This window comes from Micromonospora cremea, from assembly GCF_900143515.1.
In the GTDB taxonomy this organism is placed as follows: domain Bacteria; phylum Actinomycetota; class Actinomycetes; order Mycobacteriales; family Micromonosporaceae; genus Micromonospora; species Micromonospora cremea.
In genome coordinates this window covers 478598-490435 of the sequence record NZ_FSQT01000002.1, presented here as the reverse complement: position 1 = coordinate 490435, position 11838 = coordinate 478598, and the positions used below count along the sequence as shown (strand labels likewise).

10 protein-coding genes, 1 other RNA gene and 2 pseudogenes are annotated in these 11838 nt (G+C 68.2%); 9 read left to right on the top strand and 4 right to left on the bottom strand.

Features of this window, described 5'->3' with window-relative positions; all coding sequences use genetic code 11:
* Window positions 1–74 precede the first annotated feature (74 nt).
* Both BUS84_RS15545 and mctP read left to right on the top strand, forming a co-directional pair.
* Window positions 75–317, top strand: a complete 243-nt coding sequence (locus BUS84_RS15545) for a DUF3311 domain-containing protein (protein ID WP_074313313.1) — start codon at window positions 75–77, stop codon at window positions 315–317.
* Window positions 317–1966, top strand: coding sequence for a monocarboxylate uptake permease MctP (gene mctP / locus BUS84_RS15540; protein ID WP_074313311.1), 1650 nt, complete (start codon window positions 317–319; stop codon window positions 1964–1966). Before BUS84_RS15545 ends, mctP begins: the two co-directional genes overlap by 1 nt.
* A 66-nt stretch (window positions 1967–2032) precedes the next feature.
* Here the strand turns inward: mctP and BUS84_RS15535 are convergent, their stop codons facing one another.
* Window positions 2033–2518, bottom strand: coding sequence for a MarR family winged helix-turn-helix transcriptional regulator (locus tag BUS84_RS15535; RefSeq protein WP_074313309.1), 486 nt, complete (start codon window positions 2516–2518; stop codon window positions 2033–2035).
* Between the two features lie 54 nt (window positions 2519–2572).
* Here BUS84_RS15535 and BUS84_RS15530 point away from each other — a divergent pair, with 54 nt between their 5' ends.
* Entirely contained in the window at window positions 2573–3805 is a 1233-nt protein-coding gene (locus BUS84_RS15530; RefSeq protein ID WP_074313307.1) for an MFS transporter, read from the top strand.
* A gap of 79 nt (window positions 3806–3884) precedes the next feature.
* Here the strand turns inward: BUS84_RS15530 and BUS84_RS15525 are convergent, their stop codons facing one another.
* Window positions 3885–4646, bottom strand: a complete 762-nt coding sequence (locus BUS84_RS15525) for a sulfite exporter TauE/SafE family protein (protein WP_074313305.1) — start codon at window positions 4644–4646, stop codon at window positions 3885–3887.
* Between the two features lie 150 nt (window positions 4647–4796).
* Between BUS84_RS15525 and rnpB the strand changes: the two genes are divergently transcribed.
* Both rnpB and BUS84_RS15515 read left to right on the top strand, forming a co-directional pair.
* An RNA gene (gene rnpB, locus BUS84_RS15520) (RNase P RNA component class A) lies at window positions 4797–5213 on the top strand.
* Window positions 5214–5506: 293 nt separating this feature from the next.
* On the top strand, window positions 5507–5767 hold the full coding sequence (locus tag BUS84_RS15515) for a hypothetical protein (RefSeq protein ID WP_074313303.1): 261 nt from the start codon (window positions 5507–5509) through the stop codon (window positions 5765–5767).
* Window positions 5768–5876: 109 nt separating this feature from the next.
* Here the strand turns inward: BUS84_RS15515 and BUS84_RS38245 are convergent, their stop codons facing one another.
* The gene (locus BUS84_RS38245; RefSeq protein WP_159451032.1) at window positions 5877–6749 is read right to left on the bottom strand and encodes a hypothetical protein; all 873 of its coding nucleotides are present in this window, start codon (window positions 6747–6749) and stop codon (window positions 5877–5879) included.
* Window positions 6750–7239: 490 nt separating this feature from the next.
* Window positions 7240–7506, bottom strand: coding sequence for an LPXTG cell wall anchor domain-containing protein (locus BUS84_RS39040; RefSeq protein ID WP_208869679.1), 267 nt, complete (start codon window positions 7504–7506; stop codon window positions 7240–7242).
* 1057 nt (window positions 7507–8563) lie between these two features.
* Here BUS84_RS39040 and BUS84_RS36675 point away from each other — a divergent pair.
* From BUS84_RS36675 to BUS84_RS15490, 4 genes and pseudogenes are all read left to right on the top strand, one after another.
* Window positions 8564–9559 carry a pentapeptide repeat-containing protein gene (locus BUS84_RS36675; RefSeq protein ID WP_208869678.1) on the top strand — a complete coding sequence of 332 codons (996 nt, stop codon included), beginning with the start codon at window positions 8564–8566 and terminating at the stop codon, window positions 9557–9559.
* Window positions 9501–9809: pseudogene (locus BUS84_RS40685) on the top strand (site-specific integrase); the annotation flags it as partial. The gene BUS84_RS36675 and the pseudogene BUS84_RS40685, both read left to right, overlap by 59 nt.
* Before the next feature lie 124 nt (window positions 9810–9933).
* Window positions 9934–10116 (top strand): annotated as a pseudogene (locus BUS84_RS40680) (site-specific integrase); the annotation flags it as partial.
* A 498-nt stretch (window positions 10117–10614) separates the two neighbouring features.
* Entirely contained in the window at window positions 10615–11838 is a 1224-nt protein-coding gene (locus tag BUS84_RS15490) for an epoxide hydrolase family protein (protein ID WP_074318824.1), read from the top strand.

Sequence of the window (11838 nt, the reverse complement as noted above, 5' to 3'; positions counted from 1 at the left end):
CGCGTGACAGCGGTCACAGAGTCGTAGCCTCCGGCCGTTACATCGCGAGCCACGACTTCCCGGAGGTGTGTCACATGGCTGCACCGGAACCGGAGGCGCCCACCACGGCGCCGTCCAGGGCGAAGGACCACAGCCCCTGGAACTGGTTGCTCTTCATTCCCATCGTGGTGCCGCTGATCCCGGCCTTCTTCAACGGCGACTCGCCCCGGATCTTCGGTTTCCCGCGTTACTACTGGCTTCAACTGGCCTGGATCCTTCTCGGCGTTGCCACCACGACGCTGGTCTACCAGATGACGAAGAAGCGGGGTGAGCGCTGATGTGGCGCGACCATCTCACCGAGATCATCGTTTTCTCCCTGCTCTTTCTGCTGGTCAGCGCGATGGGCTTCGTGGCCGCCCGCTGGCGTGCCCCGAAGGACATGGCCCACCTCGACGAGTGGGGGCTGGGCGGGCGCAGCTTCGGCGGCTGGATCACCTGGTTCCTGGTCGGGGGTGACCTCTACACCGCGTACACCTTCGTGGCGGTGCCGGCGCTGATGTTCGGGGCTGGCGCGGCAGGGTTCTTCGCCGTGCCGTACACGATCGTGATCTACCCGCTGGTCTTCCTGGTGCTGGTCCGGCTCTGGTCGGTGTCGCACCGGCACGGGTTCGTCACCCCGGCCGACTTCGTCCGCAACCGGTTCGACTCGCCGGTGCTGGCGCTGCTGATCGCGATCACCGGCATCGTGGCCACCATGCCGTACATCGCGTTGCAGCTGGTCGGCATCGAGGCGGTCCTCAAGACGATGGGGGTGACCGGCGACAACGCACTGGCCCGGCACCTGCCGATCATCATCGCGTTCGCCATCCTGGCCGCCTACACCTACCAGTCGGGGCTGCGCGCGCCGGCGCTGATCGCGTTCGTCAAGGACACGCTGATCTACATCGTGATCCTGGTGGCGATCATCTACCTGCCGTACAAGCTGGGCGGCTGGGGCGACATCTTCGCCGCCGCGGACGCGAAGTTCGACGCCTCGCCCAACCCGAACGACGGGATCCTGCTCAACGGCAACAACCAACTCCAGTACGTCACGCTGGCGTTCGGCTCGGCGCTGGCGCTCTTCCTCTACCCGCACAGCATCACCGGCGTGCTGGCCAGCCGGAACCGCGACGTGATCAAGCGGAACATGTCGGCGCTGCCGGCGTACAGCCTGCTGCTCGGGCTGATCGCGCTGCTCGGTTACATGGCGATCGCGGCCGGCGTGAAGCCGCTGCCGGGGGCGTCGGCCGGCAGCGTGGACAACAACACCATCGTGCCGCTGCTCTTCGACCAGCAGTTCCCGGACTGGTTCGCGGGTGTGGCGTACGCGGCGATCGGCATCGGCGCGCTGGTGCCGGCGGCGATCATGTCGATCGCGGCGGCGAACCTGTTCACCCGCAACATCTACAAGGAGTACCTGAAGCGGGACGCCAGCCCGGCGCAGGAGGCGAACGTCTCGAAGATCACCTCGCTGGTGGTGAAGGTCGGCGCGGTGGCCTGCATCGTCTTCCTCGACCCGCAGTTCTCCATCGACCTCCAGCTGATCGGCGGCGTGATCATCCTCCAGACGCTGCCGGCGGTGGCGCTGGGTCTCTACACCCGCTGGTTCCACCGCGCCGGCCTGATCGTCGGCTGGGCGGTCGGCATGGGGCTGGGCATGTGGATGCTCTACCAGGTGGCGAGCCCCACCCGGAAGCACTTCGGTGGCTCGGCGTTCCCGCTGTCGGAGTTCGGTTTCGACACCACCAAGACGATCTACGTGGGCATCGTGGCGGTGCTGGTGAACCTGGCGGTCGCGGCGCTGGTGACGCTGGCCGTGCGCGCCGCCAAGGTGGCCGAGGGGGTCGACGGCACCACGCCGGACGACTACTTCGCCGACGAGGGTGACCCCCGGGTCGCCCCCGGCACCGAGCGCGACGCCGACTCCGCCCGGGAGCCCGTCGCCTGACGTCCTGAGGGAAGAGGAAGGGCCCCTTGTCGACGCAAGGGGCCCTTCCTCTGTGCGGGGCGCGGTTCAGCGGGTGCGGTTGCGCGACTCCAGGGCCTCGTTGAGGCGGCGCAGCAGCACCGCGAGGGTCTCCCGGTCCTCGCCGGGCCAGTCGCCGAGCATGTCGCCGTAGAGCCGGGTCCGCGCGGCCCGCACCGCGGCCATCCGTTGCAGGCCCGTGGTGGTGGGGGAGATTACGGTGCCCCGGCCGTCGGACGGGTCCGGGGTACGGGTGATCAGGCCGTCGCGCTGTAGCGCGGACACCTGCCGGGTCACGGTCGAGCCGTCCAGGTTGAGTCGAGCGGCGAGCGCGGAGACGTTCTGCGGGCCGGCGGCGTCCAGGTGACGCAGGATCACGTACGCCGCCCGGTCCAGCACCCGGTGCTCGGCCGTGCCGGTGGCCCGCCGGGTCGCCTCGCCGAAACGCATCAGCAGGGCCACCTCGGTCTCGATCCGGCCCAGGGTGACCTCGTCGGTCCCGGCCTCGGTGTCCCGGTAGGGGTCATCGCTCATAGCTGTATGATACAGGATAAGTACCTGTAACATACAGCTAATTGAGGAGTCGGAGTGGATCGGCGTTCCGAACCGAACCGCAGTGCCATCTACGCCACCACACTGGTGGCCTTCCTCGCGATCGCCGGCATCGCCGTCGTCGACCCGATCCTGCCGGCCATCGGCGACGCGATCGGGGTTACCGCCTGGCAGGTCGAGCTGCTGTTCACCGCGTACATCGCGGTGATGGCCCTCGGCATGATCCCGGCGACCCTGGCCAGCGGCCGGTTCGGCTTCAAACCGGTGCTGATCGCCGGGGTCTCCGTGGTCGGCTTGGCCGCGATCCTCGCCTCGTTCAGCAACAACATCGTGCAGCTGTCCGTGCTGCGCGGCGTCTGGGGGCTGGGCAACGCGATGTTCTTCGCCACCGCCATGGTGGTGCTGGTCAACCTCGCCATCGACCGGGAATGGGTGGTCGGCCTCTTCGAGACTGCCCTCGGTCTCGGCTTCGCCGTCGGCCCGCTGATCGGCGGCCTGCTCGGCGAGGTCAGCTGGCGACTGCCGTTCTTCGTCTGCGGCGTGTTCATGGTGCTGGCGCTCGGCGTGGCCGCCCGTAAGCTGCGCGAGCCGACCAACCGGCAGGCGCCCGTACGCGTCGGTCAGATCTTCGCCACCTACCGCCGTCCCGCGTTCATCGCGCTCTGCGTGGTGACCGGCACGTACAACTTCGTCTTCTTCGTGGTGCTCGGCTACACACCGCTCTTCCTGGGCCTGGACGTCATCCCGCTGGGGCTGGCGTTCACCGGCTGGGGGCTCGGCCTGGCCGCCGGCATCCTGGTGATCGGCCACCGGCTGGCCCACCGGATCGGCGCGGTGCAGACCGTCGGCGTGGCCATCGCCGGGCTGCTGGTCTGCATGGTCCTCTTCGCGACCTCGACCAGCACCGCCGAGGCGCTCGTGGTGCTGGTGCTCGCCGGGCTCTGCATGGGGCTGGCCAACGCCAACCTCACCGACCTGGCGCTCGGCCTCGGCTCCAGCGACCGCCGGGTCGCCACCGGCGCGTTCAACCTGGTCCGCTGGGGCGCCGCCGCGCCCGCGCCGATCATCTCCGGCAAGCTCGCCGAGCACTCGCTGTCGCTGCCGTTCTGGGTCGGCTTCGGCGTGCTCGCCGTCGGCGTGCTGGTCTACCTGGCCTTCGCGCACGTTATGGCCGCCGGCTACGGCGAGCGGGTGCTTTGGTCCCGGTGGAACCGGGCCGCCGCCGGCACCGAGCACGCCCCGGAGGAGCCGGTCGGCGAGGTCTACTGACCGCCGCCGTCCCGTCCCTGCCCGTCCCACCGTCAAGATCCATGCGTCGGTCGACGGGCGGGGGCGGCGTCGGCCGGGGTCAGCTCAGGGCGCGCCAGAGCAGGTAGAGCCCGATCACCGTGCCGAACACCACGATGATCGTCTTGAGCAGCACCGGCGGCAGCCGGCGCACCAGCCGGGCGCCGACGTACCCGCCGATCAGCGTGGCCGGGGCGACCACCGCGACGGCGGCCCAGTTCACCGGCCCGAACAGGGCGAACACCACCAGCGTGGTGAACCCCACCACCGCGGAGAGCAGGTTCTTGATCGCGCTCACCCGGGCCAGCGTCGCGTCCAGCACCAGCGCCAGACCGGCGACCAGCATCACGCCGAGCGCCGCGCCGAAGTACCCGCCGTACACCGCACCGAGCGCGACCATCGTCTGCACCGCGACCGTCCGCTGGCGCGGCGACAGGTCCCGGGGGTGACCGACCAGCCGGCGCAGCGGGTCCTGGAAGGCGAGCACGGCGGTCGCGCCGAGCACCAGGAACGGTACGACCAGCTCGAACGCGCGGGCCGGGGTGGCCAGCAACAGCAGCGCTCCGAGGATGGTGCCGACGATCGTGGTGGGTACCAGCGTGGCCAGCGCCCGTCCGCGCGGAAGATCCGCGCGGCTGCCCGCCACGCTGGACAGGTACCCGGGGAACACGGCGACGGAGTTGCTCACGTTCGCCGGCACCGGCGGCAGCCCGACCGCGATCATGGCAGGAAAGGTGATCAGCGAGCCACCACCGGCCACCGCGTTGACCGTGCCAGCGGCGAGACCGGCGGCAAGCAGCAGCGCGGCGTGGGAGAGATCCATAGCCCCACGAGGCTAGACCCCGCGCGGTCGGGCGGGAACGCCGGACTCCCGGCCGATGACCGCCGCGACCACCCCTGAGCTGCGCGATCTTGATCAGGCGGGGCGGCAATACCGGCGGGCCTCCCGTCGTTAGGATGAGAGCGCGACGGACGAGTCGACCGGGCGGCCGCGTCGGCGGGCTTCTGGCCCACCGCCGAGGAACGTCCGGACTCCACAGGGCAGGGTGGTTGTTAACGGCAACCCGGGGTGACCCGCGGGACAGTGCCACAGAAAACAGACCGCCGACCCCATCGGGGCCGGTAAGGGTGAAACGGTGGGGTAAGAGCCCACCAGCACCCCGGGTGACCGGGGTGGCTCGGTAAACCCCACCCGGAGCAAGGCCAAGTAAGGGCCGTCACCGCAAGATGACGACCCGGCGCAGACGCTTGAGGGCTGCCCGCCCGATGTCTGCGGGTAGGCCGCTGGAGCCTGCCGGCAACGGCAGGCCGAGATGGATGGCCGCCGCCGGCGCACACCCTTCGGGGTACGCGCCGCGCACAGAATCCGGCGTACAGGTCGACTCGTCCGTCGCCCACCAGGTCGCAGCCTCGATCAAGGCTGCGACCTCGTCGTATAGCCCGTTGCCTATGGGCTTTGTTGGTCATCGCTGGTCGACTTTTGACGCCCTGAATACGCCCTGACGCCCTGAGAACGCCCTGATCTTGCTCGGTAGCGGGGGTCGGGGGTCGGGCAGTTTCCGTCTATGCTGCCCGCCAGCGGAGACGGCTGTCGGTGGCGGAGGTCTTGCACACCGTGCGGGCCGCCACCCCTAGGCAGAGGTGCAGATTTGCCGATTGGTGCCTCCGTGGGAGAATCGGACCGTGGCCGGACCATGGTTGCCGCTGCAGTCAGACCAGAACCTGCAGACGCTACCGGTGCCGGGTTTGCCCGGGAATCGACCCCCCGGGGAGGACCTCGACCTGCGGCTGGGCTGGGACCGTTTCGAGAAGCTGCTCCTCGCCGTCGCACGCAGGGCGCTGGGGCTGCGCGGGATCAACTGCGGGTTTCTGGATCTACCGACGATGGCTCAGGCGCCCGCGTCGCTGACTTGGGAGCATGAATGCCCGGACAAGGTCGCCTAGCCGGACTTGTCACCCCCGTCCCGAGACTGATCTGTCATGGAGGTCCTGGGATCGGGCAGACCGTGCGGGCGTACAAATCCGGCGCATGAACGTCGAGGGTGCTCGCGAGTCACTGGCGGCGGACGTATATGACGAGGCCGACGGCGAGGCCGACGGCGACGAGGCCGGCCAAGGCGACGAGGCCCACCCCGATCAGCAGAAGCGGCGAGAAGACGGCGTTCCTCACGACCGCCGCGGTGTTGGCGTCAGTGTCGTTGGCGGAGGTGTTGCCGCTGCCGACGGCGGTGGCGCTGGGCCTGCTGCTCGGCGTGGCGCTGGGCCTGCTGCTCGGCGTGGCGCTGGGCCTGCTGCTCGGCGTGGCACTGGGCCTGCTGCTCGGCGTGGCGTCGGGCCTGGTGGTCGCGGCGTGCGGCCTGGTGGTAGCGGCGGGCTTGGGCGCCACCTCGGGTGGCGGTGGCCGGTTCGAGATGTGGATCTCACCACGCGCCGCCGGGTCCCCTCCCTCACAGTGCTGCTCGAACGTAGCGTCGAAGGTCTGCACATAGCCTCGGGGACCGAAAACCGCTTTGATGATGGTGAAGGAGCCGGTCAGCTCGTTGCATCCCCGCCCTTCGCCACTCAGGTCCAGGCCTGGGCCGGTCCCGTTGAACGGGTGCCGGTGCGCGGCGGTATAGGTGCGCGGGACGAGAACCTGCGTGCCCGGTGCGTCGAAGGTGAGGGTCCACCAGTCGCCGTTGTAGGCGTTGACCGAGATGCTGACCGTGCTACCGGTCGAGCTGGAGACGGTCAACGCGTCGCCGTTGCTGGTGGAGTACGAGTACGACTTACCTTGGCTGATGTAGTCACCGCTGTCCCCGTTGAAGCTTAGAGACCCGGTGGCCACTGTCTGTGCATGGGCCGTGCCGGCCACGAGTAGGCCACCAACGGCCGCCGTGAGCGACAGGGCAGCGGCCAGGACGCGCCGCCGCCATAGCATCTTCATGCTCTGCCTCCCCACGTGGATGACCGTGTCTCGTCGCGGGGTGCATGGCGTCGGCCAGTAGCCCGGCCTCGACCGGCACGGTCGGTGCGAGCGGCCTGGTCCCAGCTAGGGCTACGGAACCAACAATCTCTCGCCACCGGCACTTCCTCACCCACCGACTAAACCGGCGCTGCGCACAGTCCAGCCGTCCGAATATGATCCAAACCAGCACTAGATCAGACACTCCGTCAAGACCTGGTGTCAAGGATCGTGTGAACCGCCCCGCATCTGGTGGAGTCAGACTGTGACCAGGGCTTGCTGGTCGGGGTGGTGGTGAGCGTAGAACATCGATTCGTACCGTCGACGAGGTGGGTGGTGAAGCGGATCGACGTGTATCCGGCATCCGAATGGTGGATCAGCCCCGTCTCGACGGCTACCAGCGCCAGTAGCCGGGTCCGGCAAACACGAACGCCCCCACCACCTCACGGCAGCGGGGGCGTTCCGGTGAAGGTCAGGCGTCGAAGCGGACCCGACGGCGGCGCGCCACCACCAGCGCTACGCCAGCCAGCACCGCGATCACACCGACGGCGCCGAGCGCAGTGGCGTTGACACCGGTGACGGGAAGGCCGCCGCCCGCGCCCGGCGCGGGGCTGGTGGTCGGCAGGGCGGTGTTCGGCTTGAGGGGGTTGGACTCGCAGCCAAACCCCGGCGTGCCCCTGTTGCCGTCCAGGCCCCACGGGTCGTTGTTGACGTCCGCCAACGTGACCCGGTACTTCACGTCAGAGCAGTTAACCGTGCCGGGAGGGTTGGGGAAGTCGGCGCACAGGTTCTGCGTAGTGCCGGTGTAGACGTACGCCTCGCAGTCGCGCGGCTCCGTGGGCTGGATGGTCGGCGGGGTGGTCGGCGTCTTCGTCGGTTCGGCGCCCGGTCGCCGATGCGGTCGCGGGGCCGCACGGCGCGGGTAGAACGCGGCTGAGGCCCGGACCGCCAACGGTCCGGGACCCAGCGTGCGCCTGTCACTTCCGGTCGCCGTACTCCTCGCTGTGCCACCGCGACCACTCATCCAACTCCGCGCGCGACATCTTCCGCGACAGAGTCTTCTCCGGGCCACGATCCGTCCTCCGTCTTCTTCCACGGCAGGGTCTGACCCGCCACATGCCCGGCCCGCTTGAGCCCAGGGCCGGGAGATTCCACCCGGCGAGGCTTCGCCGGTGCTGCAGGAGACGTGGGAGATCGAGAACGGTTACGCGGTGAGCGGGACCGTCAACTGACACGATGACGACGCCGCTGCTGGGCTAAACGCGCTATGCATTGAGCCTGACGTGCGAGGCAACCGCGACGGACGCCGGCACCGTGAAGACCACGGTGAAGAACCGCCTGTAACCGCATCCAGCCCGGACAGGGAGCACCCCGCCCGCCCCTAAGGGTGGGCGGGGCCGCTTCATACTCCCCGTGATCGAAACCGCCCCGATATCAAGGACCACGCCCCTTGTGGGATCGCTCGGTAGATGTCGTCGGGTGGTCGCACTAGCTCCGACAATCCGCCCTGGCCCTGGTGGCGCTGGAGCTGTCCAATGGACACCGTGCCGAGTTTCCGTGATCGATGGAGTGCGGCGCGGGAGGGCTGGGCGAGTGGGCAAACACCGTCTGCTGATCCGCCTCGACCGCGCCGCCAGCTGCGACGCGTTGCTAATGCGGACTTGATGACGGCCGGTCGGGCTCGTTTGCGCCGCGGCGAGCAGCGGCTTTCGCTGGGTGGTGCCCGAGAGCCGATCACCGTGGCGGTCAGGCCGGATTGGCGCACCAGTGCTACGGCTGTGGGCAGCATCGTGTCGGTGCTCCTGGTCGCGGCGGGGCTGTTCTACACCAACGACGCGAACCGCAAACAGCAGCAGGTGGCGATCCAGGGCCAGGTCGCGGAGAGGTTCAGTACCGGGATCGACCAGCTCGGCCAAGAGGGTAACAACAAGTTATCCATCCGTCTCGGTGGCATCTACGCCCTCGAACGTCTGATGCGGGACTCATCGGCGGACGAACCCACGGTGATCGAAGTACTCTGCGCATTCGTGCGTACCCACGCCGCCCCCTGGCCCGTAGAAGGGCGCCCGGAAAGGGTGGCCTCGTCTACACCAGACGTGCTCGCAGCGATCGTTGTCCTGGCCCGACGGCCCAGTCCGAAGGCTGAAGGCAATCGCCGCCTAGACCTGTCCGGCACGTTGCTTGGGCTGGACAATGCCCACTTGGTCGATGCGGACCTGAGTGGCGCGGTCCTGACCGGCGCGAGCCTGAGCCGCGCAAACCTGACTGGCGCAGACCTAAGCGACACATCGCTGAGCACCGCGGACCTGAGCTACGCGCTGCTGGACCACGCGGACCTGGTCGACGCCAACCTGAACTACAGCGACCTGTCCGGCGCACAGCTGAACGGCGCGACGATGGGCGGCGCGACGATGGGCGGCGCGGACCTGACCGCCGCACAACTGGACGGCGCGGACCTGCGCGAAGCGGACCTGGGCGGCGCGGACCTGCGCGAAGCGGACCTCAGCGACGCGGACCTGCGCGACACGCACCTGGGTAACGCGCACTTCAACGGCGCAGACTTGGGCGACGCAGACCTCAGCGGCGCGAAGCTGCTCGGCGCGGACCTGCGCGACGCGGACCTGCGCGGCGCATACCTGCGCGACGCGGATCTGCGCGACGCGGACCTGCGCGGTGTGAATCTGAGCGATGTGTTTGGCCTAACCACCGAGCAACTGATTGACGCAAACCTGGATGCCAAAACTCGCCTGCCGTCGGGGGTGGCTCGGCCGACCTCGGTCCGTACGCGTTGAGAGGCTTCAGCCCGGGATCGCCTGCCTGCACGTCTGGTCAACTCTCCGATCAACTCTCGTGGTGGCGCTGCCTGCCTTCGCCGAGCGGTACCGGGTGGCCGTGGACCTGGGCGCCGGTTGCGGGCTCCGTCAGGGCGAAATTCTCGGTCTCTCCGTCGATGACATCGACTTCGACGCGGGCTGGCTGCACGTCGTCCGCCAGGTCAAATTCGTTCGCTCCCGGCTGGTATTCGGCCTGCCCAAGACTGACCGGGACCGCCGAGTGCCGCTGCCCGGCTCCGTCGCGCGAGCACTTCGAGCGCACCTCAATCGGTTCCCGCCCGTCGAGATAACACTTCCGTGGGAGGACCCGGCCAGCGAGGACCAGCGGACTTATCGCCCTGGTCCTCACCACTACCCGGAACGCCGCGATCCGCCGCAGCACCTTCGAGGAACGCGCCTGGCGTCCCGCGGTCGCTGCGGCCGGCATCGTTCCGAACCGCGCCACAGGGATGCACGCGCTACGGCACTTCTACGCCTCGGCGCTGCTAAACGCGGGGGAGAGCATCAAGGCCCTGGCGTCCTACCTCGGACACACCGACCCCGGTTTCACCCTCCGGGTGTATACGCACCTCATGCCGGCGAGCGAGGAACGAACCCGGCAGGCCATCGACAACCTCTTCCCATCCGGGCATGAGGGTGGCGCCCTGGGGCACGCCCTGACACTCATGATCAGGGGTATTTCCGCAGCTCAGAGCGCTTGTAGTGTTCAGAATCCGGCGTACAGGTTGACTCGTCCGTCGCCCAGCAGGCCAGTCACCCGCACACCGGGGTGGCTGGCCCGCTGCCTTTCTCGGGTGCGCGCACAACCCGCCTCGAACTGTCTGTGCCGAATGCGTCGATGGAAAACCGTATGCGTTTCAGCGGCGACTGCTCGTATGGCCGCGACCAAAGGGTCGACCGTTCTAGGCTCCGACATATGGCGTCGGCGTGCCTTGTCGAACTGGCACATACTTCCGGTCAGCGCCTTTGTCGAACATGCCCTCCAACGAGCTCAAGCGGAGAGGAAGGCACGCATGGCTGTCAAAACCATGACGCGACCAGGCACCACGGAAATCCGGCCGTTCAAGGTCGAAGTCCCCGAGGCGGAAATCAAGGCGATGCGTGCGCGCATCGCGGCCACCCGTTGGCCGGAAAAGGAGACCGTGCCGGATCAGTCGCAGGGCGTGCAGCTTGCGACGATACAGACGCTCGCGCGTTATTGGGAGAAAGAGTACGACTGGCGCAAGGTCGAGGCGAGACTGAACGCCCTACCGCAGTTCATGACCGAGATCGACGGCCTCGACATTCATTTCATCCACGTCCGCTCGAAGCATGAGGGCGCCCTGCCGCTCCTCATCACGCACGGGTGGCCCGGCTCGGTGATCGAGCAGCTGAAGATCATCGACCCGCTCATCAATCCCACGGAACATGGCGCGAGCGCCTCGGATGCCTTCCATCTGGTGATCCCGTCGATGCCCGGCTACGGATTCTCGGGCAAGCCGAGCATGCCCGGCTGGGACCCGCAACACATCGCGACCGCCTGGATCGAGCTGATGAAGCGCCTTGGCTACACGCGGTACGTGGCGCAGGGCGGCGACTGGGGTGCGCTCATCTCGGATCTGATGGGTCTGCAGGCGCCTCCGGAGCTGATCGGCATTCACACCAACATGCCCGGTGTGTTTCCGCCCGACATCGACGCGCTGCTCCAGTCCGGTATCACCGGTGCGAACAGTCCGCTCGACTCGCTCCCGTCCAATCTCTCGGACGATGAGAGGCGCGCGTGTGAGCAGGCGGACTTCTTCTGGAAGCATTCCGGCTACGCCATCGAGATGGGGCGCGCGCAGACGCTGACCGGGTTGGCGGATTCGCCTGTCGCGTTGGCGACCTACATGCTCGACCATGACGTGGCCAGCCTGAAGCTCATCTCCGAGTCCGTCGCCGGGCAGCCCCGAGGCATCACGCCGGAGGACGTCCTCGAGAACATCTCGCTCTACTGGCTGACGAACACCGGAGTTTCCTCGGCCCGTCTGTATGCGGAGAACCAGCTCTCCTTCTTCGCGGCCAAGGGCGTCTCCATCCCGGTTGCCGTGAGCGTGTTCCCCGACGAGCTGTACCAGGCTCCGAAGAGTTGGGCGGAGCAGGCGTATCCCAATCTCATCCACTACAACAGGCTGGACAGGGGCGGGCACTTCGCGGCCTGGGAACAGCCGCAACTCTTTTCGGAAGAGATGCGGGCCGCCTTCCGGTCGCTCCGGTAG